This window comes from Mycetohabitans sp. B2, assembly GCF_021733735.1.
Lineage (GTDB): Bacteria > Pseudomonadota > Gammaproteobacteria > Burkholderiales > Burkholderiaceae > Mycetohabitans > Mycetohabitans rhizoxinica.
On record NZ_JAHKSP010000001.1, the window covers coordinates 70,910 to 97,102 of the forward strand.

The 26,193-nt window shown below is 59.8% G+C and carries 26 protein-coding genes and 2 pseudogenes; 23 read left to right on the plus strand and 5 right to left on the minus strand.

Features of this window, described 5'->3' with window-relative positions; translation table 11 throughout:
* The first annotated feature begins 381 nt into the window (after nt 1-381).
* The 6 genes and pseudogenes from KPG66_RS17825 (at nt 382) to KPG66_RS00320 (ending at nt 5,859) form a co-directional block, all read left to right on the plus strand.
* On the plus strand, nt 382-558 hold the full coding sequence (locus KPG66_RS17825) for a MarR family transcriptional regulator (protein WP_370645051.1): 177 nt from the start codon (nt 382-384) through the stop codon (nt 556-558).
* Between the two features lie 510 nt (nt 559-1,068).
* A complete protein-coding gene (locus tag KPG66_RS00300) occupies nt 1,069-2,271 on the plus strand; it encodes a cation:proton antiporter (protein ID WP_041752927.1) in 1,203 nt (400 codons plus the stop codon).
* Nucleotides 2,272-2,347: 76 nt separating this feature from the next.
* Nucleotides 2,348-3,463 (plus strand): YbdK family carboxylate-amine ligase, encoded by a 1,116-nt coding sequence (locus KPG66_RS00305; RefSeq protein WP_041752929.1) that lies wholly within the window; start codon nt 2,348-2,350, stop codon nt 3,461-3,463.
* Between the two features lie 704 nt (nt 3,464-4,167).
* Nucleotides 4,168-4,812 carry a MarR family winged helix-turn-helix transcriptional regulator gene (locus KPG66_RS00310; protein WP_237069691.1) on the plus strand — a complete coding sequence of 215 codons (645 nt, stop codon included), beginning with the start codon at nt 4,168-4,170 and terminating at the stop codon, nt 4,810-4,812.
* 142 nt (nt 4,813-4,954) lie between these two features.
* Nucleotides 4,955-5,180 (plus strand): annotated as a pseudogene (locus tag KPG66_RS00315) (oxidoreductase); the annotation flags it as partial.
* A gap of 124 nt (nt 5,181-5,304) precedes the next feature.
* On the plus strand, nt 5,305-5,859 hold the full coding sequence (locus KPG66_RS00320; protein WP_041752931.1) for an SET domain-containing protein: 555 nt from the start codon (nt 5,305-5,307) through the stop codon (nt 5,857-5,859).
* Between the two features lie 54 nt (nt 5,860-5,913).
* Here the strand turns inward: KPG66_RS00320 and KPG66_RS00325 are convergent, their stop codons facing one another.
* Both KPG66_RS00325 and KPG66_RS00330 read right to left on the minus strand, forming a co-directional pair.
* A complete protein-coding gene (locus KPG66_RS00325; protein WP_083813488.1) occupies nt 5,914-7,380 on the minus strand; it encodes a sensor histidine kinase in 1,467 nt (488 codons plus the stop codon).
* Nucleotides 7,381-7,436: 56 nt separating this feature from the next.
* On the minus strand, nt 7,437-8,123 hold the full coding sequence (locus KPG66_RS00330) for a response regulator (RefSeq protein WP_013433885.1): 687 nt from the start codon (nt 8,121-8,123) through the stop codon (nt 7,437-7,439).
* Nucleotides 8,124-8,198: 75 nt separating this feature from the next.
* On the opposite strand from KPG66_RS00330, the gene KPG66_RS00335 reads away from it, so the two are divergent.
* Nucleotides 8,199-8,420 (plus strand): DUF3717 domain-containing protein, encoded by a 222-nt coding sequence (locus KPG66_RS00335; RefSeq protein ID WP_041752933.1) that lies wholly within the window; start codon nt 8,199-8,201, stop codon nt 8,418-8,420.
* A 31-nt stretch (nt 8,421-8,451) separates the two neighbouring features.
* On the opposite strand, the gene KPG66_RS00340 is transcribed toward KPG66_RS00335, so the two are convergent.
* A complete protein-coding gene (locus KPG66_RS00340) occupies nt 8,452-8,754 on the minus strand; it encodes a 4a-hydroxytetrahydrobiopterin dehydratase (protein ID WP_013433887.1) in 303 nt (100 codons plus the stop codon).
* On the minus strand, nt 8,751-9,278 hold the full coding sequence (locus tag KPG66_RS00345; RefSeq protein ID WP_013433888.1) for a class IV adenylate cyclase: 528 nt from the start codon (nt 9,276-9,278) through the stop codon (nt 8,751-8,753). The genes KPG66_RS00340 and KPG66_RS00345 overlap by 4 nt, the downstream gene beginning before the upstream one ends.
* Nucleotides 9,279-9,540: 262 nt before the next feature.
* On the opposite strand from KPG66_RS00345, the gene KPG66_RS00350 reads away from it, so the two are divergent.
* The gene (locus KPG66_RS00350) at nt 9,541-10,416 is read left to right on the plus strand and encodes a helix-turn-helix domain-containing protein (RefSeq protein ID WP_272907001.1); all 876 of its coding nucleotides are present in this window, start codon (nt 9,541-9,543) and stop codon (nt 10,414-10,416) included.
* Here KPG66_RS00350 and KPG66_RS00355 read toward each other — a convergent pair.
* A complete protein-coding gene (locus tag KPG66_RS00355) occupies nt 10,394-10,816 on the minus strand; it encodes a hypothetical protein (protein WP_013433891.1) in 423 nt (140 codons plus the stop codon). The genes KPG66_RS00350 and KPG66_RS00355 overlap by 23 nt on opposite strands.
* A 285-nt stretch (nt 10,817-11,101) precedes the next feature.
* Here KPG66_RS00355 and KPG66_RS00360 point away from each other — a divergent pair.
* The 15 genes and pseudogenes from KPG66_RS00360 to KPG66_RS00430 all read left to right on the plus strand — a co-directional run.
* A pseudogene (locus tag KPG66_RS00360) lies at nt 11,102-12,352 on the plus strand (ABC transporter permease subunit); the annotation flags it as partial.
* A gap of 274 nt (nt 12,353-12,626) precedes the next feature.
* Nucleotides 12,627-14,636, plus strand: coding sequence for a tRNA uridine-5-carboxymethylaminomethyl(34) synthesis enzyme MnmG (gene mnmG, locus KPG66_RS00365; RefSeq protein ID WP_237069693.1), 2,010 nt, complete (start codon nt 12,627-12,629; stop codon nt 14,634-14,636).
* Nucleotides 14,633-15,343, plus strand: coding sequence for a 16S rRNA (guanine(527)-N(7))-methyltransferase RsmG (rsmG, locus tag KPG66_RS00370; RefSeq protein ID WP_237069694.1), 711 nt, complete (start codon nt 14,633-14,635; stop codon nt 15,341-15,343). The genes mnmG and rsmG overlap by 4 nt, the downstream gene beginning before the upstream one ends.
* Before the next feature lie 68 nt (nt 15,344-15,411).
* Entirely contained in the window at nt 15,412-16,182 is a 771-nt protein-coding gene (locus KPG66_RS00375; RefSeq protein WP_041753959.1) for a ParA family protein, read from the plus strand.
* A gap of 69 nt (nt 16,183-16,251) precedes the next feature.
* Complete coding sequence (locus tag KPG66_RS00380) at nt 16,252-17,139, plus strand: ParB/RepB/Spo0J family partition protein (protein ID WP_041753960.1); 888 nt, start codon at nt 16,252-16,254, stop codon at nt 17,137-17,139.
* Nucleotides 17,140-17,210: 71 nt separating this feature from the next.
* Complete coding sequence (locus tag KPG66_RS00385; protein WP_442929383.1) at nt 17,211-18,353, plus strand: SLC13 family permease; 1,143 nt, start codon at nt 17,211-17,213, stop codon at nt 18,351-18,353.
* A 221-nt stretch (nt 18,354-18,574) separates the two neighbouring features.
* Complete coding sequence (locus KPG66_RS00390; protein ID WP_041752937.1) at nt 18,575-19,114, plus strand: ATP synthase subunit I; 540 nt, start codon at nt 18,575-18,577, stop codon at nt 19,112-19,114.
* A gap of 51 nt (nt 19,115-19,165) precedes the next feature.
* Nucleotides 19,166-20,014 (plus strand): F0F1 ATP synthase subunit A, encoded by an 849-nt coding sequence (gene atpB / locus KPG66_RS00395; protein WP_013433905.1) that lies wholly within the window; start codon nt 19,166-19,168, stop codon nt 20,012-20,014.
* Between the two features lie 60 nt (nt 20,015-20,074).
* Entirely contained in the window at nt 20,075-20,344 is a 270-nt protein-coding gene (gene atpE, locus KPG66_RS00400; protein ID WP_041752938.1) for a F0F1 ATP synthase subunit C, read from the plus strand.
* A 121-nt stretch (nt 20,345-20,465) separates the two neighbouring features.
* Nucleotides 20,466-20,936, plus strand: a complete 471-nt coding sequence (locus KPG66_RS00405; RefSeq protein ID WP_013433907.1) for a F0F1 ATP synthase subunit B — start codon at nt 20,466-20,468, stop codon at nt 20,934-20,936.
* Nucleotides 20,937-20,938: 2 nt separating this feature from the next.
* Complete coding sequence (locus KPG66_RS00410) at nt 20,939-21,487, plus strand: F0F1 ATP synthase subunit delta (protein ID WP_013433908.1); 549 nt, start codon at nt 20,939-20,941, stop codon at nt 21,485-21,487.
* A gap of 66 nt (nt 21,488-21,553) precedes the next feature.
* Nucleotides 21,554-23,095, plus strand: coding sequence for a F0F1 ATP synthase subunit alpha (atpA, locus tag KPG66_RS00415; RefSeq protein ID WP_237069696.1), 1,542 nt, complete (start codon nt 21,554-21,556; stop codon nt 23,093-23,095).
* 79 nt (nt 23,096-23,174) lie between these two features.
* Complete coding sequence (gene atpG / locus KPG66_RS00420; protein WP_013433910.1) at nt 23,175-24,059, plus strand: F0F1 ATP synthase subunit gamma; 885 nt, start codon at nt 23,175-23,177, stop codon at nt 24,057-24,059.
* 71 nt (nt 24,060-24,130) lie between these two features.
* Entirely contained in the window at nt 24,131-25,522 is a 1,392-nt protein-coding gene (atpD, locus tag KPG66_RS00425; RefSeq protein ID WP_013433911.1) for a F0F1 ATP synthase subunit beta, read from the plus strand.
* Between the two features lie 105 nt (nt 25,523-25,627).
* Entirely contained in the window at nt 25,628-26,053 is a 426-nt protein-coding gene (locus KPG66_RS00430; RefSeq protein ID WP_041752940.1) for a F0F1 ATP synthase subunit epsilon, read from the plus strand.
* The last annotated feature ends 140 nt before the right edge of the window (nt 26,054-26,193 follow it).

Here is a 26,193-nt window from a genome sequence, read left to right on the forward strand (position 1 = left end):
GGCAAGTAGATGTTTACAAAGCGTTAACTCAAGTTATCCACAGACGGAGCACTGCTTTGTTAACTTCTACTACGTTTACATATACGGTAAACCTTAAAACCAACACTCGGTCATGCCCGGTCAGTCGAATGTACCCGATGTCAACGTTGTCAATTCCAACGATTACAATCCATTTACGTCAGCACAGATAACTTGACGCGAGCATCAGAGTTCCTAAGGTACCAACCTCTGTCCACGTGAGACTTTGGGAATAGCCAAGTTGCCTCGTGTACTGACGTCACTCAATTCACGACTTGCTGTTCTTCGGGAACTGTCAGCAATTTGTCATTCCACCCCTACAGTACAGTTTGCTGGTCCAGTTGTCGCATACCCGCCTTGAGCATGCACCAGACCTTGCTATGCATGGAGTCGAGCATTGACTGCACGACGATGATTGATGTGCTCAAGCGATTGGAGAAGCGTGATTTGATTAGACGGGAGCGAAGTGAACAAGACCGACGTCAACGTATTACGTGGCTGTCCGGGAACAGACGCATTCCCATCAAACGCTTCGGATAGCCTCGGGCGTGGCATATGTCGGTCAAAATTACCCATCACTCATGCCGCGTCAATGAATGCTGCGTTGTTTTTACCGATTCAGGCATACCGATTTGATTCGAGGTCCGCAACGTTGCATCGGGATAGCCGGGCTGTGGCAAAATCAGGCACTTTCTACTCTGCTCGTGTTTGCCCAGGCAGCCAATCCGGCTTGTCTGGCATCGCGCGGGGCGCGTCGCTATAAAACGATCTGCGATGCAACGGCGGGCGCGCCTGTCAGTCGAAACAGTCATCACCTTTGCAAAATGTGCTCGACCGGTCATATCAGGCTGCGCACTTTCTTCAGGCCGCAGTGTTTTGATGCGGTGTCCGCACGGGGTGATATCGCTACGCATGCCGCTCGGCGGCCACGCGCAAACCGGCGACGATCGTAGATAATGAGCCAGCCTTAAGCGCTGGTGGTGCGCAACGACTGTCACCTAGGCAAATACTTGCAGAAACGCTGGATACTTGACAGGAGAAGGCATCACGATGAAGTCGGCGTTTTCTTTTTTCCCGAGCTGGCCGTTAGTTCCCGACGCGGTTTTCTACGCCGGACTCATCTTGCTGGTCGCCGGGTTGTGCGGCGAAGCCTGTTGGCGGGCGTTTCGCTTACCGCGCATTACCGGCTATGCGATCATCGGCCTGGTGGCTTCGGGCACCGGCGCACATGCGATTGATGAGACATTGGGTTTTTCGACTCGCTTGTTGATGGACGTGGCACTCGGGCTATTGCTGTTCGAACTCGGCAGCCGCGTCGACTTGCGCTGGTTGCGCAAGAATCCATGGCTGATCGTATCGAGTCTGGCCGAGGGCGCGTTGACGTTCATCACGGTGCTTGGCGCATTGCTGTTCTTGAAGATGCCGGTCGTCGAGGCCACCGTGCTGGCGGCTATCGCGATCGCGACTTCGCCTGCGATGGTAATCCAGCTCAAGACCGAACTGCGCGCTCAGGGGCAGGTCACGCAGCGGTTGCTGACCCTCGCGGCACTGAACAGTATGTACGCTGTCGTCTTGGTGAAGCTCGTGTCCGGCTGGCTGCACCAGGAGTATTACGGCAACGCGTTCGCCACAATTGTGCAGCCGATCTACTTGATCGCCGGCTCGTCGGTGCTGGCCTATGGGCTCGCGCGCAGTTGTAATTTTCTGTACCGGCGCATCGGCTTGCAAGACGAGCATTCGTTTGTTGCGGTTTTTGGCCTGGTGCTGCTGGCGATCGCCATCGCGCATTTGTTCAAGCTGTCCACGGTCTTGGCCTTGCTTGCGGCGGGGATCATCTTTAAGAACCTGGATGAGCGCCCGCAACTGTGGCCCGAGCATTTCGGCAGCGCCGGCTGGCTGCTAACCGTGATCCTGTTTGTGTTGACGCTGCTCAGCTTCCAATGGTCGCAGATCGCGATGGGTGGATTGGCTGCGCTTGTGTTGATCGTCGCGCGCTTTGTCGCCAAGCTCGTGGGTGTACTGGCATTTGCCAAGCCCAGCGGTATCGACCTGCGTCAAGGCACTGCGCTGGGCGTGTCGCTTGCGCCGATGTCCGCGCTCGCGTACTTGCTGATGGACGACACCTATGCGTTGTATCCTGACTTCGACCCCGCGTTTCGAGCCGTGCTGATGTGCTCGATTGTCATGCTGCAACTGACTGCGCCACTGCTCGTGTATTGGGGGCTGGCGCGCGCGGGCGAACGGCGTCAATGACGATCGGCGCAGCTGCAACTCACGGCTGCGGCCAGGTGGACAACAAGCACAATCGAAGCATCCAGAGGCGTTGATCATGGCACTCGAACCCTTCATTAATTCGGAACCGTTCACGTTCGGCGTCGAGTTGGAGATCCAGGTCGTCAATACGCACGACTATGACCTGACCAAGGCCGCATCCGACCTGATGCGGCTGATCAAGGTCCAAAAGGCCCCGGGCGCGGTCACACCCGAGATCACTGAAAGCATGATCGAACTGTCGACCGGCATTTGCCACTCCCATGCACAAGCGCTGGACGAGCTTCGCGTGATCCGTGACATGCTGGTTTCTGCGGCCGATCAACTCAATGTCGGGCTATGCGGCGGCGGCACGCATGCCTTCCAGCAATGGAACGAGCGGCAGATCTTCGACATGCCGCGGTTCCAGTACCTATCGGAACTGTACGGTTATCTGGCCAAGCAATTCACCGTGTTCGGCCAGCATGTGCACGTCGGCTGCCCGGACGCGGACAGTGCATTGTTTCTACTGCATTCAATGTCGCGGTACATTCCACATTTCATCGCGTTGTCGGCCTCATCGCCGTACGTGCAGGGCGTGGACACGGGATTTCATTCGGCGCGGCTCAATTCAGTATTTGCCTTTCCACTCTCGGGCCGCGCGCCGTACGAGCTGACCTGGGAAGGTTTCGAGACGTATTTCTCGAAAATGGTCAGCACCGGCGTGGTGAACAGCATGAAGGACTTCTACTGGGACATCCGGCCGAAGCCCGGCTACGGTACCATTGAGGTGCGCGTGATGGATACGCCGCTGTCCATCGATCGGGCTGCAGCAATTGCGGCGTATATCCAGGCGCTTGCGCGTTACTTACTGCTCGATCGGCCGCTGACGCTGTCCGAGGACGACTATCTCGTCTATACGTTCAACCGTTTTGAGGCATGCCGTTTCGGACTTTCCGGTGTGCTTGTCAATCCACAGACCCGTGAGCGGCGCACGATCGGTGAAGATATCCTGACAACGCTCGCCGCACTAGAGCCGCATGCACGCGCGCTGGGCTCGATCGACGCGCTGACTGACATCGAGCGAATCGCGCGAGGCGGCGAAAACGATGCAACGTGGCTGCGCAACGTCTTCGAGCAGGAACAGTCGCTGCCCGAAGTGGTGCGGCAGCAGACGTTGCGCTGGCGGGGCTGACACATCACCGCGTTACCTTTACATCGCTGCGTTGCCGTTATCGCTGTGTCGGCAATTGTTTCGCAATCCCGGCTGTATGGCGCGTGGTGGTCACGCCCGGATCGACTTGCTGAATAACGAATAGCCCCACGGAAACTCGGCGATTTATTGTTGTCCGCCATTATATGTAGGCGTCCGGAAAGCTTGGTAAACGTTGGAAATGTTCGCGCTTAACACTGTAGTCAACTCGATTCGACATCCTCACCAGGATGATTAGTATTGTTGTATACAACAGTAATAGTCGTTAACAAAGGTGTGCCCGCAGCGTGGAAAACCACAAAAAACAACATTATATCAATGCGTTACGAAAATAATAACAATAGGAATGACGGTGTTGCCACGGTGGATCGCGATGAACAAATGTTGGCTTGCTACTATCGTCGGGCACTTGTGCAGAATCGATGCACCGTGATCAACGCCGTTTTTCCACTGGATTATCCACAGTTTATGTCCGCGCGCGACATGACCTATCATCCAGGCTCGCATAGAATGGACACGCCGACCCGGTAACGTGGCCATCGGAACATCGTGGTACGAAATTTTATTGTCGGCGTCCTGGCGCACGGCAGCGCTGCGCCGGCAGTGAACCGGACGGCGGGAGCCGCAGTGTATCGCTGCAAGTTCCCGTCTTTATATTTATCTTGGATGGATTGCAAAACACGACTATGAGCGAAGGGGTCTACGGCGATAGGGTAACCGGTCGAATTACCCATGGGTTGCTGCGGCTGAGTACGGCAATGCGCAGCCAGGCTTGGGGCTGGGCAGAAGGCGCGGGTCTGACGCCAACCCAGGGAGAAATCCTGGTGTTGCTGATGCAGCGTAAGGGACCGATGCGTCTGGGCGAGATCGCGCGTGAGACGGCATTGACACCGGCCACCACCAGCGATGCGGTCAGTACCCTAGAGAGTAAGGGCTTGGTCGAGAAGCGCCGCGCGCTGGACGATGGGCGGGCGCTCGCGGTGCGTCTGAGTGCGCGTGGCAAGACGGCTGCCAAGAAGGCATTGCAATGGCCCGACTTCATCGGGCATGCGCTCGGTGTGCTGCGCCCGGAGGAGCAATCGCACTTCTATCGCTCGTTGTTGAAGATGATCTGGCAGATGCAGGAGAAGGACCATATTCCGCGTCATCGGATGTGTGTCTCATGTACTCATTTTGGGCCGAGCAAAACTCCGAAGAAGACACCGCACCGGTGCGAGTTGCTCGATCTGTCAATGGGCGACACCGATCTGCGGCTCGATTGTTCGGTCTTCGAAGAAGCTGACGTACCCACACAAAAGAGAACCTGGAAGATCTTCTCGCAAGCCGCCTGAGGGCGGGCACCGCCATGTCGTGGCCGCAGCGTCTGGCGCCAGGCATGGCGAGGGCCGGGCGCGCGGCGCGTTGCAGCCGGCGCGCGGCCTGCCCCTATACTATGCTCATGCACAGTGTGCCACTACCTGGAATCGTGCCGCGATGAACGTCCTCTTTTCTCCGTTCCGACTGCGCGATGTGATGCTTGCGAACCGGATCGTCATCTTGTCGATGTGCCAGTATTCAGCGTCGCAGGGCCGGGCTACGGACTGGCACACGATCCATGGGCTAACTGGCGTTGTCCAGGGCCGGCATGCTAGGCATCGGCGAGGCGAGCGTGGTGGAACCGGCCGGCCGCATCACGCCGGCAGACCTCGGACTGTGGGACATGCGCAGCACGGCTCGTTGGTGCGATCCTCGATGCATTCGATGCGTGCCCGCGTTGAACAGCGCAATGGTGTACGTGTACGATGCGCAGTTTCACAGTTGATTCTTCGGGAAGGGACGATTCGATGAGTTCACGCAGGATCGCCGTGCGCCGCTCTGGAGTACATGGCAAAGGCGTGTTCGCGACCAGCAAGATTGCGCCGGGCGAGCAGCTGATCGAATATAAAGGAGAGCGCATTTCCTGGAAGGAAGCGCTGCGTCGTCATCCGCACGATCCTGAGCAGCCAAACCACACATTTTATTTCGCGTTGGATGACGGCACAGTGATCGATGGCAAGGTCGACGGCAACAGTGCGCGCTGGATCAATCATTCGTGTGCGCCGAACTGCGAAGCGCAGGAGATCGACGGGCGCGTATTCATCCATGCAATCCGCACGATCGAGCCGGATGAGGAGTTGTTCTACGACTATGGGCTGGTCATCGACGCGCGGCTGACAAAGAAGCTGAAAAAGGAATATGAGTGCCGGTGCGGCGCAAAGAAGTGCCGTGGCACGATGCTCGCATCCTCATCGCCGGTGCCCGGCAGCGGTAAGAAGCCGCGTGCCGCCAGCGGCGACGCGAAGCCGCGTAACGGCAGTCGCCAGCGCGGCGATTCGGCCTCGGCGAAGAAAAAGCGCTGAACGCGGCCCGCCCGCGACGGCGGGCCAGGTTACATTCGTAGGCCGCGCCGGGGCTCAGTGGGCTGGCTCTAGCAGCGCGTTATCGTGTCCAGGCTTGTGCGACGAAGGCAGCGGCAGGCGCACGATGAATCGCGCTCCGCCGTCTGGCGCATCTTCATAGTGCACCGAGCCACCGTGCAGCGCGATGATGTCTCGTACGATGGCCAGCCCAAGGCCCGCGCCCGTCGGCCCTTCGCTGCCGGTCTGTGCGTCGCCGCGGAAAAAGCGCTTGAACAGGTCGGCATGCAGCGCCTTCGGCACACCGGGGCCGTTATCCTCGACAACCACTTCCGCCCAGCCGCGCAGGTCGGTGGGTTCGACGGCCGCGCTCGCGCGATCGTCAGCCAATCCGGCATCGTGGCACAGGGCATCGACACGGCCGACCGTGACCGTGACCGTGACGGTGCCGCCGCCGCTGGGCCGCGTCGGTGGGACATATTTAAGCGCGTTATCAATTAAGTTGCCGATGACTTCGCGTAGCAGCACCGGATTGCCTCGCACGATCAGCGGTTTGCCATCCGGTGGCGGATCGGAGTGAAAGCCTAGATCCAGCTGCGCGGCCAGCGCCCGGGGCACCCATTCCGCGCCAGTGTCGAACGCAAGCTCGGTCAGGTCGATGTCGACGAATCGCGCGTTTTGCTCCTCCGGTTCCGCACGGGCCAACGACAACAATTGGTTAGATAGGCGCACTGCGCGGTCCGCTGAGGTGCGCAGCTCGTGTAGCGCAAGCCGCAACGTCGTGTTGTCCTTGGCCACGCTGGCCTGTTCGGCATGCAGCTTGACTGCGGTCAACGGCGTGCGCAGTTGGTGCGCGGCATCGGCAATGAACTTGCGCTGTGCGTCCAGTGCCGCCTTCAACCGATCGAGTAGTGCGTTCAGTGCACGGGTCAACGGGCGGATTTCCAGTGGCACATGCGTTTCGTCTACGGGCTCCAGCGATCGGTGCGTCTGGCGGTTCAGCGAGTCAGCCAGGTCAGTGAGCGGATTCAACTGCTGGTTGACCACGCGCCATACGATTGCCCAGCCGGCGAATAGCAAAATCAGCAGCGGCATCATGATCGCGACAAGGAATTCAGCGGCGATCTGGTAGCCGTGTGTGACGTGCTGGCCCACCTCGATGATGATTGCATCGCCGTTCACCTGTTCGACCCGGACTTGGGCCACCCGCACCAGGCTGTCGCCATAGCGGGCATCGAACACGTACGCGTAGCGCATGTGGCGCACCCGCGTGCCGTGCAGCGGCAATGCCGGGTCGCCGGCGATCAGCTGGTTGCCGCGGCTCACACGGTAGATCAACTGCTGTGCCGGATCGGAAAACATCGCATGCGTGAGCGGTGGCACGGTCCGCGGCGCGTCCGGTCCGGACAGCTCGACCTGCCGTCCAATGGCGCTGGCCAGATCGACCATCGAGCGGTCAACGACCCGCTCGGTGTATTCCCACGCGAGCCAGTACGCGATGAGTCCGCTCATCAACGCCAGCATCGACAATGGCGCCGCCAGCTTGCGCAGCAGCGAGCGACGCAGACTCTTGGCAGGGGTCACGAGTTTTGGCGGATTTCCTGAAGCAGGTAGCCGAAGCCGCGCACGGTCACGATTTCAACGCGGCAATGCTCGAGCTTCTTGCGTACGCGGTGCACATAGACCTCGATCGCCGTGTCGCCGAGGTCACCGCCGAAGTGCGTCAGATGATCCTGCAACTGCGCCTTGCTGACCACGCGCCCGTGACGCAACAGCAGCATCTCGAGTACCGCGAACTCGCGCGGCGACAACTCGAGCGGCTTGTCATCGTTGAAGATGCGCCGATCGACGCCGGATAGCCGCAGTCCGCCAAGGCTCACTTCCGGGCGCGGCATGTCGCCATGCGATCCGCTGCGGCGCATAATTGCACGGATCCGGGCCTCGAGTTCGGCCGGCTCGAACGGTTTGATCATGTAGTCGTCGGCGCCGCTGTTCAAGCCCTGCACGCGATCGTTCAATTCGTCGCGGGCAGTCAGCACGATGACCGGCGTATGGCGATTCGCCTGCCTGAATCGCGCCAGCAACGTCATGCCGTCGATGCCCGGCAAACCGAGGTCGAGGATCACGAGTTCATGCCGGTTCTGCGTCAAGGCCTGTTCCGCAAAAATGCCGTCGTGGACCATGTCCACCGTGAAGCCCGCCTGCTCTAGGCTACTCTGGATACCCCGTGCGATGGGGCGGTCATCTTCGATCAGGAGAAGTCGCATGGAAGTCGCTCAAGTACAATGGGTTGGACCGCCTGCCGGGGCGACAACGCCCCACGTTTTGCACAAGGGCCCGTGATGTCCAATATCTCGATTCACGAACTAGAAGCTGCAATCAACTACTGGCGTGCTCGCTCGCCGTCCACCGGCGATGAATTGCGCCTGGGCAACGAGGCGAGCGCGCTATCGAAACCTTATGCGCTTTTGATTGTAACGCGTCAGCACGCCATTCCGGAGGACGCGCTAGAGCCCGCGGCACGCGATGCGTGGCAGGCTTACATACGGCTGAACGGGCGCTAACATTCATGAAAGGCAGGGCCCGCGCGAGCTTTCAACAGCATGACGCGTCGGCGATTGAATCGATGAACCTGGCCAGTTCGATGTCGCGTGGGGTGATGCCGCCTGCTTCATGCGTGGCCAGCGTAATTTCGACCCGATTGTAGACATTGGACCATTCCGGGTGATGGTTCATTTCCTGTGCCTTAATCGCCACACGGGTCATGAAGCCGAACGCCGCGTTGAAGTCGGCGAACTGCAACTGGCGCCGAATCGCGTCGCGGCCGCTGACCGGCTGCCACGCGGGCAATGTCGAGCCGAGCTTTGCGCGCTCGTCGGTGCTGAGTTTCTGGATCATGTCGTCACTTGTTCCTGCAGTAGATCAACATAGGCATGCGGCACGAGGTCTGTGTCGGAGACACCCAGCTTGCTGAAGATATCGAGTGCTTCCGCCTCACCGATCGCTTCCTCGTCATCCTGCGCGAGCACGACTTCAAGCTCGACAAAATCACCCAGGCCGTCGACGCGATCCAGGTGGATCCGGGTGCGGCCGGCCAGGTAGACGGTGCGCTCCTTCGTGACGATGCCGCGCGTGCCCAGTGCCGCAGCCAGTAGCGCATGCGTGGCGTGCGGATTCGCGACCGGACAGCGCTGGTAGAACGACACCTTTGGGCCATCGCGGTCATCGCGCTGGTAGAAGATTAACTCGGCTGGCGTGCCATCCTCGAACTGCCGTAGTTTCAGTCTGCCACGCGGCACATCGTAGAAGTGATCCTGCTGGCGGTACACCAGGGGGGCGTCGCCGCTAGCGAGCGCCGCCGCGCGCTCGCGCAGCGCGTCGATGTTCGGAACCCGGGCCTTGATCTCGATGTTGCGTGCCATTGATCTCTCCACGACGATGGGTGCGGTAAATGGCCGAACGGCGCCTGCCGCGCGGCTGCTCATGCAGCTTAGCGTATCATCGTGTCATTATGCCGTTGTTGTTCAACCAGCCGCAGCGCAGCAGCAATCGCCGGCTCGTGGCGACGTCGGCGAGTAGGACTACATCATTGCGGGGACGGGCACGCCAAGCTGCGTGCTGGTGAACCGGCTCTCGGCGGATCTGGGCATCCGGTTGGGGGCGAGCAGACGAACCAGACATTACATGTTTTCAAGCGAAGACAAGATTTCAGAAGAGTCGTTGGCGATTGCCATGCGAATTCATGATTTGCTGAACCGGCATGGTGTTGGCAAACGTCAGCATGCGGCGGAGATTCAGCGCATTCTCGGGCTGAGCTATTCGCAAGCGCATCGGAAAATGAAGGGGGCCAATCCGTGGACCATTGCGCAGGTCAAGGCGGTGGCGCAAGCGTATGGCGAGTCTGCGGCGATGCTGCTCGATGGCCTCGACTCAAGCGAGCCGGTTAGCGCAATAGCCGCGAAGATGCAAGAAGCGGTGTTTTATATTGGCGATGCTACCTATCGTTGCCTAGCCGATATTGGAGAGCGGGCGTATGACGTGTCGGGGCTGGAGTTTGTTGCGCTCAAGGACGGCAATCGATGGAAGGTGTTTCCGGTTGAGGCGGCGCCGGGGGGCGACTATTTCGTGGTCGAGCAGATTCTGATACGCCCTCGAAGCGCGCCTGAGGTGAGCCCGGTCATAGCGATACTCGATGACGATCCGCTCTTGACTGCCGAGATGTGCTCGTATTTCCATTCCCATGGCTATGTTGCCCAGCCGTACAACACGGAGGCGACGTTTCGCGCGGCGCTTCGCGAGAACGTGTTCGACGGATTCATTGTTGACTGGCTACTGGAGAGCGGCACGGCCGAACAGACCATCCAGTCGATCCGGCAGTCGCGCTACGGCGACGCGCCCATTTTGCTGCTGACCGGCAAGCTCGTGACGGGCGAGGCGAACGAGGATGACGTGGCGCGGGTGATCCAGCAATACGATGTGAAACCCTTTGAGAAGCCTGCGCGGCTGAACTGGGTGGCGGTGGAGCTGGCGCGGCGGCTTAAGGCAGGGGCGCCTGGCTAGAACCGCCCATCATGAACGAGCCGCTGCGCTGCAAGCCGTGACGGGAAAACCGCTTGCCGTGCAACACGGCAAGCGGCAGCACCGTCGCACGGAAATGGCGCGGCGTAGTGCGTGAGATCGTCGCCTGCGCGGCGCCTCGGGCGTTGCGGTTGAAACAGCGGTGTGGCGCATCATGGCAATGTAATGGGAAGCACCCATTTCGAGCATCATGCACCACTAGGGTAAATGCTAGTTGTTGCTGGGCAGGTGATTGTTTAATCTTCAAACCGTTCAACGCACCGAATTTACAGGTGGAGAACGAGGAGACAAGTGGCGCAAAGCGCCCGAAAAAGAAAGCGCTGTTGGATAAGTATCCAACAGCGCTTTTTATTTGCGCCGTCAATTGACGTTTATCAGACAATTGCGTTGTCGCCGATTGTATTTCAGCCTGATTTAGGTGGCGGCGTCACGCGGTGTGACAGGGGCGTGTGCCGGATGCACGATCGGTATTGGCGCAGCGAGCGTATGGGAATCACGAAATGGAGGAGAGTGTGATATCTATCCGATTTAAAGGCACGCGCCGATTCGCTGTCTTATCTGCGTCATCGACGGATAATGCAATGCATGCTCGACATGCTCATTCGCCTGCTGAGTATCGAGGAAACGACGCGTGGTTTTTCTGAAATAATATTAATGAATTAAATAAATAGTCGATTATGATCAACGGCTGCCCGATGTGGCCCGGTTGCCCGAATATTGGATTATTTACTCCACTATATCGGTCTGTATGTCATTGTCGCAATTGGGCTCGTGCTGTTGACCGGCGTAGGCGGCATGACTAGCTTTAGTCAAGCCGCCTTTGTTGGGCTGGGCGCCTATGCGACCGCGTTCCTAACCACTCGCTATGGATCTTGCCATGGTTCGGCCTAGTGGTCGGCGTCGTCATCGCAGCGCTCGCCGCACTGGCGATTGGCGCCATCATGATGCGGCTGTCTGGGCACTGCCTGCCGCTGGACACGATAGCCTGAGGTATTTCGCTTTTCTTTCTGTTCAGCAGTATGGAATGGCTGGGCAAGTACGACGGGATCAACGGCATGCCGGCGCTCGAGTGATTCGGTTGGATACCGGATAGTAGCCGCAGCATCGACTACCTAATCTGGATGGTGGTGCTGGCCACGGTCGTGTCGGTGTAAAACTTGCTAAATAGCCTAGCCCGAACGTGCCATCCGCGCGTTGTGCTGCGGCGGGACGATGGCTGAAGCGATGGGCGTAAACATGACATGGATGAAGATCGTGATTTTCGTGTATGCAGCGGTGCTGGCCTCGATTTCGGGCTTCCTGTACGTGCATTTGTAGCGTGCCGTCAATCAATCCAACGCCCTTTGGTCTGGACCATGGGGTCGAGTGCCGGTTCATGGCCGTTGTTAGCGGCATTACGCATGTATGGGGCGCTGTGCTTGGCGCGGCGATCCTGACTGGTGCTGCGGGACGGGCTGCAGTCGCTGTCGTCCAAGTTGCTCGGCGAGAATGGCAACTTCGAGGCCATTGTGTTCGGTGTGCCGCAGTCGGCCCAGCCGCCGCTGCCGTAACATGTAAAGCCGACGGCCAGCGAACTGCTATTGTCGGTCAATCATGCGCGTCAGGAGTTTGGCAGGCTGGTCGCGGTCAACGGCGTGTCGTTTGGATGGAAGGCGGGGGAGGTCTTTGGGTTGATCGGCCCTAATGGCACCGGCAAATCGACGACATTTCACCTTGTGACCGGCGTGCTGCAACCTACGCGCGGTGAGATCACGCTGTCGTGGGCAGTGCATCGATCGGCTCGGTTCGCACAATACCGTCAAGCGAGGCACCGGCCGTACATTTCAGTAAATGAAATACGGCCAACCATACAGTGCTCGAGAATGTCGCGAGCGGTGTGCATTTGCGTGGAACGATCGGCGTATATCGCAGCATCATTTGCATTGAATTCGCGCGTGTTTGAGACATCTGCACGTGATCAAGACATACCTAAGCCTTGCCAAAAAACCCGCCGGCGCAGCGTCTCCTTGCGGCCGGCCTCGCGGTTAGGGTCGGCACGGCGATGATTCTGCGGTTGTTTCACGTGAAACACGACGCTTTTTTCGCGCATAAATCGTGCGGATCAATTCATCAATGTAGCTGAGCCGCTATAATTCGTGGATTCCCTTATCTCTTTTACAGGGGCGCGCACGGTTGCTCGGCGCGTCATCATCATGCTTTACCCCACCGAATTTGATGTCATCGTGGTTGGCGGCGGACATGCCGGCACCGAAGCCGCGCTTGCTTCCGCCCGGATGGGCGCGAAGACGTTGCTGCTGACACATAACATCGAGACGCTTGGCCAGATGAGTTGCAACCCGTCGATTGGGGGCATTGGTAAAGGACATCTGGTCAAGGAGGTCGATGCTTTGGGTGGGGCAATGGCGGTTGCCACCGATGAAGCCGGAATCCAATTTCGTATTCTCAATTCGTCCAAAGGCCCTGCCGTTCGAGCGACGCGCGCGCAGGCTGACCGTATCTTGTACAAGGCGGCGATTCGACGCCGTCTGGAAAACCAATCGAACCTGTGGTTGTTCCAACAATCCGTTGACGACCTGATCATCGAAGGCGACCGTGTAGCAGGCGCTGTTACGCAGGTCGGCATTCGCTTCCGGTCCCGTGCAGTTGTCTTGACCGCAGGCACGTTCCTGGACGGCAAAATTCATGTGGGCCTGAACAACTATACAGGCGGTCGCGCCGGCGATCCGGCCGCGGTGTCGTTATCAGCGCGTCTGAGAGAACTGAAGCTGCCACAGGGACGATTGAAGACCGGCACACCACCTCGGATCGATGGCCGATCCATCGATTTCTCGAAGCTGGAAGAGCAACCAGGTAATCTGGATCCAATTCCAGTATTCTCATTCCTGGGTTGCGCGGACCAGCACCCGCGGCAAGTGTCTTGCTGGATCACCCATACGAACGCGCGGACGCACGAGATCATCCGTAGTGGCCTGGATCGCTCACCGATGTACACCGGCGTGATCGAAGGCGTAGGTCCCCGCTACTGCCCGTCGATTGAGGACAAGATTCATCGATTCGCCACTAAGGAATCCCATCAGATCTTTTTGGAGCCGGAAGGGCTGACGACAAACGAGTTCTATCCGAATGGTGTCTCGACCAGCTTGCCGTTCGACGTGCAACTGAACCTGATTCGCTCGATGAAAGGTCTCGAGCATGCCCATATCCTACGGCCGGGCTATGCAATCGAATATGATTATTTTGATCCACGGGCGCTGAAGGCATCGCTGGAGACGAAGGCGATCGCAGGATTGTTCTTTGCCGGACAAATCAACGGAACGACTGGGTATGAAGAAGCCGCCGCTCAGGGGCTACTGGCGGGCATCAATGCGGGGCGCTTTGTGCAGCAGCGCGATGCATGGGTGCCCCGTCGCGACCAGGCGTACTTGGGTGTGCTCGTTGACGATCTTGTGACGCGAGGCGTATCTGAGCCTTACCGGATGTTCACCAGCCGGGCTGAATACCGGTTAAGCCTGCGCGAAGACAATGCCGACATGCGGCTGACGGAAATCGGCCGGGAATTGGGTGTCGTCGATGACGTGCGCTGGGAGGCATTCTCGCGTAAACGCGAAGCTGTTTCACGTGAAACAGCCCGTTTGAAGTCGATATGGGTCAATCCTAAGACGTTGCCGGCGGAGGACGCGGTTGCGTTGCTGGGCAAGCCGATCGACCATGAATACAGCCTAGCGGATTTGTTGCGCCGTCCTGGAGTGAGCTATGAAGGCTTGATGGCATTGCAGGCTAGCCGTTATGCACCGCCCGACGTATTGGTCGACGATCCGGGGCTACTTGAGCAAGTCAAGTACCAGATCGAGATCGGGATCAAGTATCAAGGCTATATCGAGCGACAAGCAGGCGAAATCGAGCGGAACGAAGCGCATGAGAATACCCGGTTGCCGGCAGACTTGGATTACGTGCAGGTCCGCGGGTTGTCGTTTGAGGTCTGCCAAAAGCTGAATCATCATCGTCCTGAAACCATCGGCCAAGCCTCGCGGATTTCCGGTGTGACACCCGCGGCCATTTCGCTGTTGATGGTTCATCTGAAGAAAGGCCTGGGTCGTTCGACACTGAAAAAAAGCGCAGTGGCGGCGGATACCCCTCTCACTGAACCAGAAGCCGTCGATGCCACAACGGGCGCTTCCTCCACTCGGGCTACCGCGCAATGATCCGTACCGGGAGTGGGGCAACTCGACGCGCGCCAGAAAATTTTGCGGCGCAACGGCCCGAGCTTGAACTATTGTTGCGTGGTGGTGCCACTGAGTTGGGCGTTCCGCTGTCGGAGGAACAGATCGGCGGATTGTTGGACTATGTTGGCTTGCTGACGAAATGGAATGCGGTCTACAACCTGACGGCGATCCGCGAGCCGCGTCAAATGGTGATCCAGCATCTGCTCGATTCGCTGGCGATCGTGCCATATATCGCGTCCCGTCCGCCAGCGTCGTTGCTTGATGTCGGTTCGGGTGGTGGTCTGCCAGGGATCGTGATCGCGCTCGCTATGCCGTCTTGCGACGTAGTGACCAACGATATCGTGCACAAGAAAACCGCATTCCAGCAGCAAGCCAAGGGATGCTTGCGCTTGTCGAACCTGTCTATCGTGACTGGTCGCGTGCAGGCGTTGCGCGCTGAGATTGACGTGCCGGTTCGATTCGATGCAATCGTATCGCGCGCGTTCGCGGAGTTGGCCGATTTTGTTACGCTCGCTCGGCATTTGGTCAGGCCAGGCGGCGCGTTATGGGCCATGAAGGGCGTGCGTCCGGATGAGGAGATCGCCCGGTTGCCGACTGGTGCGACGGTGCGCCAGGTCATTCGTCTGACTGTTCCGTCGCTCAATGCTGAGCGTCATCTTGTTGAAATAGCTGTGGAGCCTGAATGAGCGATGCTGACAACACCCTGGCCGAGTCGCGCGTGGTGAACGCGACAAGCCCCGCAGGCCAGCAAGCCGTGGCCAAGATCTTTTGTATCGCGAACCAGAAGGGCGGAGTTGGCAAGACCACGACGTCGGTTAACCTCGCCGCGAGCCTGGTGATGCAGGGACAGCGCGTGTTGCTGATCGATCTCGATCCACAAGGCAACGCGACGATGGGCAGTGGCGTGGACAAGGCCAATTGCGCTAACACTGTCTATGAGGTATTGGTCGACGGCGTGGCAATCGCCGATGCCTGCACCCGCGCGCCGACGTCGGGATACGACGTGTTACCGGCAAATCGTGAGCTTGCGGGGGCCGAGGTCGAGCTTGTGAGCGCGCCGCAACGCGAGCGACGACTCAAGGACGCACTGGCCAAGGTCGCCGATGCTTACGACTTTGTGCTGATTGACTGTCCACCGGCGCTATCGTTATTGACCTTAAATGGCTTATGCGCGGCGCATGGTGTGATCATCCCAATGCAGTGCGAGTACTTCGCACTCGAGGGATTGTCCGATCTGGTCAATACCATCAAGCAAATTCACGCAAACCTGAATCGCGAGCTGACCGTGATCGGCCTGCTGCGGGTCATGTTCGATCCACGAATCACGCTGCAACAGCAGGTATCAGACCAATTGAAGCAGCATTTTGGCGACAAGGTATTCAATGCAGTGATTCCGCGCAATGTCCGGTTGGCCGAGGCGCCCAGCTATGGGATGCCGGGTATCGTATTCGATGGTGCGTCACGGGGTGCCCAGGCATACCTGCAATTTGGTGCGGAAATGATCGAGCGCGTGCGTGCGCTTTAAGGCCTGTTTGCGCAGGCACAGGTCGGGTGAAACAGGCGTCGCGGCGAAGCCGCGTCGCGAGGGATGACGATGAACGCAGCAGTCAAGAAGAAGGGATTAGGTCGGGGCCTCGATGCACTGCTCGGGGGCAGTGCCGACATTACTGAAGCCGTCAAGCAACAGGGCTCGCCGAGCGTGCTGCCGCTGGACCGGCTGCAACCCGGCAAATATCAGCCGCGCACGCGGATGGACGAAGGCGCATTACAGGAGCTCGCTGCGAGCATCCGCGCGCAGGGGCTGATGCAGCCGATTCTGGTGCGACCGGTGGCAGCGCAGCGCTACGAGATTATTGCCGGGGAGCGACGCTTTCGCGCGGCACGGCTCGCCGGCCTCGACGAGGTGCCGGTGCTAGTCAAGCAGGTCGCGGACGAAGCGGCGGCCGCGATGGCGCTGATCGAGAATATCCAGCGCGAGGATCTCAATCCGCTCGAGGAGGCGCAGGGCATCCAGCGGCTGCTCGACGAATTTAAGTTCACGCACGAGCAAGCGGCCGAATCGCTCGGACGCTCGCGTAGCGCGGTGTCGAACCTGCTGCGACTGCTCAATCTGGCGCAGCCGGTTCAGACCATGCTGTTGGCGGGCGATCTCGACATGGGACATGCCCGGGCACTGTTGGCCGTGGATGGGGCGACCCAAATTACGTTGGCGAACCAGGTGGTCAACCGCCGCTTGTCGGTCCGTGAAACGGAGAAGCTGGTTGCGGCCACCGCCAAGCAGATCCCGCCATCGGCCAAGCGAGCGAGCCAGGAGCGCAGCCGTGACATTATGCGGCTCGAGGAGGAGGTGTCCGACCTGGTTGCGGCCACGGTCAGGATTAAGATGGGTCGGCGTGGTCGTGGGCAGCTGACAATCGACTTTGGTAGCCTCGACGCATTGGATGGCATCCTGGCACGCCTGCGTCGCGACGCGACTGCGTGATGTCGCGTCACGAAGCGCCGTCGCGCCGCGTGCAATGCAAGCAGGGCGCCGGCTCTGCGCAGTCCGTCGCTATGCCACGCGGCGTGGGCGGCGCATATCGCCGGCTTCGTCGCGTCATCGTGGTGGTGTGCCACGGGCTTGCTAAGGAGCCCATACTGGCGACGCTGGTCACGGTGTTCGCGCTATTGCAGTGTGTTCACCCGCAGCCCTGGCGCACCATGCCGGCCCGGGTCGATTGGCAAACCGTGATGACGTTGGCCGGTCTGCTGATGCTAACCAAAGCCGTCGAATATTCAGGATTTCTGACATGGGCGTCGCATCGCCTGGTGCGTTGCATCCGCAGTGAGCGTGGCCTTGCGGTGTTGCTCGTGCTGCTCGCCGCCGGCTTGTCGACGCTGCTCACCAATGACGTTGCGTTATTTGTGATCGTTCCCCTGATGCTGTCGCTGCATGCGCTCGTGCCGCTGCCCGTCGGCCGCCTGGTCGTCCTCGTGGCTTTGGCGGTCAATGCCGGCTCCATCCTGACTCCGTTCGGCAACCCGCAGAACCTGTTTCTGTGGCAGCGCAGCGGCGAGTCGTTCGTCGCGTTCATCGTCGCGCTTGCGCCGTTGTGCGCCGCGCTGATGGCCGTGCTGGTGGCGTTGACGCTAGTGACATGCCGCGCGCGGCCATTGGACCTGTCACGCGATCCATTGCCAGGCACGCTTGACCGGCCGTTGTTCTGCGCCGCCGCGGCCTCGTTCGCCGGCTTCGTGGCGCTGGCCGACGCACATCATGCCGGAATCGGCCTTGCGTTGGTGGCACTGGGCTTAGGAGCGTGGCGGCGCGACATCGTGATGCGCATCGACTGGCTGTTGCTGCTGATCTTCGTGCTGATGTTTATCGTGCTGCGCAGTGCCGCGTTGCTGCCGATCGTGCACCGACTGCTGGCGGACGCCGATCTCACGCGGCCGGGGCCGGCCTACCTTGCCGGCGCACTGGTGTCGCAGCTCATTAGCAATGTGCCGGCGGCGATCATACTCGCCGAGTACTCGCAAGATTGGCGCGCGCTCGCATTCGGCGTCAGCGTCGGCGGCTTTGGCATCGCAATCGGTTCGCTAGCGAACCTCATTGCGATGCGCCTGGTCGGCTCGCATGGCAGCTGGTGGTACTTTCACGTGATTTCGTTGCCGTTTTACGTGCTTGCGTTGTTGCTGGGGAGGATGTTGTTGTAGCGCAGGCGTGCACCATGACGCATGCCCCGCGTCAGCGTGTAGTAAGGAAAACGCTAAGGCAAAGCAACACCGTACATTGCGCACGCCGGGCCGGACGCACGGGTGCCGGCGGCAATAAAGCCTTGAATACGCTGCAACAATCGCTTACAATCGCCCGGATTTATCAGCTTGCCTACCCCGAAAGGCGCGTGTAAGCGTGGTGGGGCTGCAGAGGATGTGTGATGACAACCGGCGTACCGGAAAACGAGCGTGATCCGGCCGTTGCGTCGGGTTCGGCGCCATCGCCTTGCAAGCCATCAAACCGGCTTGCCACTGCGCACAACGATCGGGACGACGAGCTGGAAGATAACGACATCGTTCCGCTCACCCGGGGCGAAGCCGAACGAATGTTCGGGCCGCAGGTGAGCCGTCCATCGCGCGTCACGCCGACGAAGGTCGTGACAGCGCAAATGGTTGTATCCCTGGCAGCGGCGCTCGCGTGGTGGCTGTTTTCAAAGTCGCCGGGTCATGCTGCGCTGTCCGCGGTGTTGGGCGGGGCGATATGCTGGGTGCCGAGTGCGTTGTTCGCGGCACGCCTGAGGAGGAAGGGCAGCACCGAGAGCATTCTTGCCTGGGTGCTGGGCGAGGCGGTCAAGATCGCGTCGACGGTCGCGATGTTTGTTGTGACCGCGATGCTGTATCGGAACGTCCACTGGCTCGCGCTGCTTGTCACCTACCTCATTGCGCTGAAAACGTACTGGCTCGCGCTGGCATGGCGCTGAGCGGTGCGGTACCCGACGAAGCAAGTTTTCGATTTATTGGATTGACACGTCATGGCCGCTAGCGCAGGAACGCATCTGGATCCGTCCGAGTATATCCAGCACCACTTACAGAATTTCGCGACGAAGCACCAGACTTCGATCGTCGACTTCTCGATCATCAATCTCGACACGCTGTTCTGGTCGATCGCGATGGGGCTCGTCACGATCGTGATACTGGCGATTGCTGCACGTGCCGCAACGCCAGGGGTTCCGGGCCGGTTCCAATGCGCGATTGAAATGTTGGTCGAGATGGTCGAGGACCAGTCCAAGGCAATCGTCCATGGCAATCGCCGCTTTATCGCCCCGCTGGCACTGACCGTGTTCATCTGGGTTGCGTTGATGAACTCGCTGGACTTCATTCCAGTTGACCTGCCGGGCCGCATCATCGAATGGATCGGCCTGTCGAACACGATTTCACATCATCGGCTCGTGCCGACCGCCGACTTGAACGGCACGTTGGGTATCGCGCTCGGCGTGCTCGTGCTGATGCTGTATTACAACGTGAAGATCAAGGGGCCCGGCGGCTTTGTACGCGAGCTGGTGTCGGCACCATTCGGCTCGAACCCGTTTCTTTGGTTACCGAACTTGTTGCTCAACCTCATCGAGTTTCTCGCGAAGACCGTTTCGCTCGGCATGCGGTTGTTTGGGAACATGTACGCAGGCGAACTGCTGTTCCTGTTGATCGCGCTGCTAGGTAGCATCTGGAGCTTTGGTGCGGACACCACGGTGCTCGGCTTTGTCGGTCACGTGCTCGCCGGCAGCATCTGGGCGATCTTCCACATCCTGATCGTGCTGTTGCAAGCCTTCATTTTCATGATGCTGACGCTGGTTTACCTCGGCCAGGCACATGACGCTCACTAAAGCGTTTCCAGCTCACCAAGTTTAAATTTTTAGTTTCGAGTCTTTTAAAAAGGAGTGATCATGCAAGCTTTCATCGCCAACATCCAGGGTCTGACCGCCATCGGTATCGGCATTATTATCGGCCTGGGTGCGATCGGTGCCTGCCTCGGTATCGCGTTGATGGGCGGCAAGTACATCGAAGCATGCGCGCGCCAGCCGGAATTGATGAACCCGCTGCAGACCAAAATGTTTCTGCTTGCAGGTCTGATCGATGCGGCGTTCCTGATCGGCGTCGGTGTGGCCATGCTGTTTGCGTTTGCGAACCCACTGCTGTCGAAGCTCGCTGGCTAAGGTTTTCGGTTACCACGCGCCGCATGATGCGCGGCGTATTGAAGAAACGGGCGCGAGCTTCGCTAGGTCCTGCGAACGCGCCCGCTTTCAATTCCGGCAAAGCTATCGTTAAGGAAACACCGTGAATCTGAACGCAACTTTGATTGCGCAAATGGTCGTGTTCCTGATCCTCGCGTGGTTCACGATGAAGTTCGTGTGGCCACCGCTGATCAGCGCGCTCGACGAACGTGCGAAGAAGATCGCCGATGGGCTGGCCGCCGCCGACAAGGGCAAGACGGAACTCGAGGCGGCCCACAAGCGGATCGATCAGGAATTGGCGAACGCGCGCAATGAAGGGCAGCAGCGCGTCGCGGAGGCGGAAAAGCGCGCGCAGCTCATGGCCGACGAGATCAAGCGCAACGCACAGGCTGAAGCGGCGCGGATCATCGCGCAAGCGAAGGCCGAAGCCGAGCAACAAGTGGTCAAGGTCCGCGACGCATTGCGCGGCGATGTCGCCGCCTTGGCCGTCAAGGGTGCTGAGCAGATCTTGAAGCGCGAAATTGACCAGAACGCGCACGTCGAGCTGCTGAACCAACTGAAAGCCGAGCTCTGATCATGGCCGAACTAGCAACCATCGCCCGTCCGTACGCCGAGGCGCTGTTTGGCGTAGCGTCCACCGATCGTGCCGCCGATCTGGCCGCCTGGTCCGCACTGGTGCAGGAGTTGGCGCAGGTTGCGCGTCTTCCCGAGGTGCTGTCGATTGTATCGAGCCCGAAGGTGGGCCGCCAGCAGGTCGTCGACCTGCTGCTTGCCGCGCTGAAGTCGCCGGTAAAGGACTCGCCTGCCGCGAAGAACTTTGTGCAGATGCTGGTGGAGAACCACCGGGTTCCGTTGCTGCCCGAAATCGCTGCCCAGTTCGATGCATTGAAGAATGCACAGGAAGGTGCGGCCGACGTGACCATCGAGAGTGCGTTTGCGCTGGATGGGCAGTCGCTTGCCGATCTAGTCGCGGTGCTCGAGCGCAAATTTCAGCGCAAGCTAAAGCCGACGGTGAAGCTTGAGCCTGCACTGATCGGCGGCGTGCGGGTGACGGTTGGCGACGAAGTGCTCGATACCTCGGTCCGCGCGCGGCTCGCGGCGATGCAAACGGCGTTGACCGCATAACCGAATTGCGGTCCGCCAGCGTCACGCTAACGCGACGCGCAACAGAATTGAACATCAGGAGCGATTATGCAACTCAACCCCTCTGAAATCAGCGAGCTGATCAAGAGCCGGATCCAGGGACTGGAGGCCGACGCTGACGTTCGCAATCAGGGAACTGTGGTCTCCGTGACCGACGGCATCGTCCGCATCCACGGCCTGTCGGACGTGATGCAAGGCGAAATGCTGGAGTTTCCGGGCAACACGTTCGGCTTGGCGCTGAACCTGGAGCGCGACTCGGTCGGCGCGGTGATTCTCGGTGAATTCGAGCACATTTCCGAAGGCGACACGGTTAAGACGACGGGCCGCATCCTCGAGGTGCCGGTCGGCCCGGAGTTGATCGGCCGCGTCGTCGACGCGTTGGGCAACCCGATCGACGGCAAGGGTCCGATCAACGCGAAGACCACCGATGCGATCGAAAAAATTGCGCCGGGCGTGATTTGGCGCAAGTCGGTGTCCGAGCCGGTGCAGACCGGCTTGAAGTCGATCGATTCGATGGTGCCGATCGGCCGTGGCCAGCGCGAGCTGATCATCGGCGACCGCCAGACCGGCAAGACCGCCGTGGCCGTCGACGCGATCATCAACCAGAAGGGCAAGAACCTGACGTGTATCTACGTCGCGATCGGCCAGAAAGCGTCGTCGATCATGAATGTCGTGCGCAAGCTCGAAGAGCATGGCGCGATGGACTACACGATCGTCGTGGCTGCGTCGGCATCCGATTCCGCCGCGATGCAATTCATCGCGCCGTACGCCGGCTGCACGATGGGCGAATACTTCCGCGATCGCGGTCAGGACGCGCTGATCATCTATGACGACTTGACCAAGCAAGCGTGGGCGTACCGCCAGATCTCGCTGCTGCTGCGTCGTCCGCCAGGCCGCGAGGCGTATCCCGGCGACGTGTTCTATCTGCACTCGCGTCTGCTCGAGCGGGCGGCCCGCGTGTCCGAGGAATATGTCGAAAAGTTCACGAACGGCGAAGTGAAGGGTAAGAGCGGTTCGCTGACCGCGCTGCCGGTGATTGAAACGCAGGCCGGTGACGTAACTGCGTTCGTGCCGACCAACGTCATCTCGATTACCGATGGCCAGATCTTCTTGGAAACCGATTTGTTCAACGCCGGTATTCGCCCCGCGATCAACGCCGGTATCTCGGTGTCGCGGGTCGGTGGCGCGGCGCAGACGAAGGTGATCAAGAAGCTGTCCGGCGGCATCCGTACTGACTTGGCGCAGTACCGCGAGCTTGCGGCGTTCGCACAGTTTGCATCGGACCTAGACGAAGCGACCCGTAAGCAACTCGAGCGTGGCCGTCGCGTGACGGAACTGCTCAAGCAGCCGCAGTATCAGCCGCTACAGGTTTGGGAGTTGGCGGTTGCGCTGTTTGCCGCGAACAACGGCTACCTGGACGACCTGGAAGTGAAGCACGTGCTACCGTTCGAAAAGGGCCTGGGCGAGTTCCTGAAGACCAGCCATGCCGCGCTGATCAAGCGTATCGAAGACAACAAGGACTTAGCGAAGGACGATGAAGCCGCGTTGCATGCGGCGATCAAGGACTTCAAAAAGTCCGGCGCTTACTGATCTCGGGAATGCGGACAGAATGCGGCCTACATCGTGCAACGTCACGACGGGCTGCGCCGCTTCGGACAAGGAGTAAGCAATGGCTGGCATGAAGGAAATCCGCGGCAAGATCAAGAGCGTGCAGAACACGCGCAAGATCACCAAGGCGATGGAAATGGTGGCCGCGTCGAAGATGCGACGCGCGCAGGAGCGCATGCGCACGGCTCGTCCGTACGCCGACAAAGTTCGCGATATTGCCGCGCATATGAGCGGGGCGAATCCGGAGTATCGTCACCCGTTCATGGTGAAGAACGTCGGCGCGAAGACGGCGGGTGTCATCGTGGTGACCACCGACAAGGGCTTGTGCGGCGGCATGAATACGAACGTGCTGCGTGCGCTGGTGCAGAAGTTCAAGGACCTCGACGCACAGGGCATCAAGACTGAGTCAACTGCAATCGGTGGCAAGGGCCTCACCTTTTTGAACCGCTTCGGCGGCAAGGTCGTGTCGCAGGTCACGCATCTGGGTGATACCCCGCACCTGGAGAAGTTGATCGGCGCGATCAAGGTCCAGCTTGATCGGTATTCGCAAGGCGAGTTGTCGGCGGTGTACCTGGCTTACACACGTTTCGTCAATACGATGAAGCAGGAGCCGGTGATCGAGCAACTGCTGCCGTTGACCGACGAACGTTTCGAGAAGCGCGCGGATGAAGCCCCAACGCCGAAGTCGTCATGGGACTACATCTACGAGCCCGATGCGCAGGCGGTGGTCGATGACCTGCTGGTGCGCTATGTGGAAGCGCTGGTGTACCAAGCCGTGGCCGAGAACATGGCATCCGAGCAATCGGCGCGGATGGTGGCGATGAAGGCAGCATCCGATAACGCGAAAACGGTGATCAACGACCTGCAGCTCGTCTACAACAAGAGCCGGCAGGCAGCGATCACGAAGGAACTGTCGGAGATCGTCGGTGGTGCGGCGGCGGTCTGAGCCACGCCTGGACGAAGCCCGGAACCACGCGCCGCGCGCGGGGAAAGAATCAAGTATCTAAAGGAAATGCGATGAGTACTACTGCTTTGGTAGAAGGCAAGATCGTACAGTGCATCGGCGCCGTTATCGACGTGGAGTTCCCGCGCGAGCAAATGCCGAAGATCTACGACGCACTGATTCTGGAAGGCAGCGATCTGACGCTCGAAGTCCAGCAGCAACTCGGCGATGGCGTCGTGCGCACGATCTGTTTGGGATCGTCCGAAGGCTTGCGCCGTGGGTTGACGGTGAAGAACACGGGCAACCCGATCACCGTGCCGGTCGGCACGCCGACGCTCGGCCGGATCATGGACGTGCTCGGCCGGCCGATCGATGAAGCGGGCCCGATCTCGCACGAGAACACGCGCTCGATCCACCAAAAGGCCCCGGCGTTCGACGAACTGTCGCCATCGACGGAGCTGCTTGAAACGGGCATCAAGGTGATCGACCTGATTTGCCCGTTCGCAAAGGGCGGGAAGGTGGGTCTGTTCGGTGGCGCCGGCGTGGGCAAGACCGTGAACATGATGGAGTTAATCAACAACATCGCGAAGGAGCACGGCGGTTACTCCGTGTTCGCCGGTGTCGGTGAGCGGACCCGCGAAGGGAACGACTTCTATCATGAAATGAAGGACTCGAACGTCCTGGACAAGGTCGCGCTGGTGTACGGCCAGATGAACGAGCCGCCGGGCAACCGCCTGCGCGTGGCGTTGACGGGCCTGACGATGGCCGAGCACTTCCGTGACGAAGGCCGTGACGTGCTGTTCTTCGTCGACAACATCTACCGGTTCACGCTGGCGGGTACGGAAGTGTCGGCGCTGCTGGGCCGGATGCCGTCCGCGGTGGGCTACCAGCCGACGCTCGCCGAGGAAATGGGCAAGCTGCAGGAGCGCATCACGTCGACGAAGACCGGCTCGATCACATCGGTGCAGGCCGTATACGTTCCGGCGGATGACTTGACCGATCCGTCGCCGGCGACCACGTTCGGCCACTTGGACGCCACCGTCGTGCTCTCGCGTGACATCGCGTCGCTCGGTATCTATCCGGCGGTTGACCCGCTCGACTCGACGTCGCGCCAGATCGACCCGAACGTGATTGGCGAGGAGCACTACACGATCACGCGTAGCGTGCAGCAGACGCTGCAACGCTTCAAGGAACTGCGCGACATCATCGCGATTCTCGGAATGGACGAACTGTCGCCGGAAGATAAGCTCACGGTGGCCCGTGCGCGTAAGATCCAGCGCTTCCTGTCGCAGCCGTTCCACGTGGCAGAAGTGTTCACGGGCGCGCCCGGCAAGTACGTGCCATTGAAGGAAACGATCCGCGGCTTCAAGATGATCGTCGATGGCGAGTGCGATCATCTGCCGGAGCAGGCGTTCTACATGGTGGGTACGATCGACGAAGCCTTCGAAAAAGCAAAGAAGATCTAATCGGTCGGGTGTTCGTAGCGGGGAGGCGTCCTCTTTTTGAGGGCGCCGGGAGAGTCAGAACTGGCCGTGCCCACCCCAGCGATTCACGCTCAACCAGGAGTCGATATGGCAACCATCAAAGTAGACGTCGTCAGTGCCGAGGAAAGTATTTTCTCGGGACACGCGAGATTCGTCGCGCTGCCGGGCGAAGCGGGTGAACTGGGCATCCTGCCCGGCCACACGCCGCTCATCACGCGTATCCGCCCGGGCTCCGTGCGTATCGAGGACGAGAATGGTGACGAGCAGTTCGTGTTCGTTGCCGGCGGTATCCTCGAAGTGCAGCCCGGCGCGGTGACGGTGCTCGCGGACACCGCGATCCGTGGCGCGGAACTGGACGAGGCGAAGGCCGAGCAGGCGCGCAAGCGTGCCGAAGAGGCCTTGCAGAACACCGACTCGAACCTCGAGTACGCTACGGCACAAGCCGAACTGGCCTATGCCACGGCTCAACTCGCGGCCATCGCGCAACTGCGTCGTCGTCGCGGACAGCATTGACCCGGAGGGGGCTGCGGCAAGTTCGCGGCCGCGCCAGTCTGAACAACCCACATCGAGCGATGTGGGTTTTTTTCGTCTTTTTAAGCGTTGCGGTTGCGTCCGGGTTCAATCGATGCTCAATGTGATATTCCACAGTCACA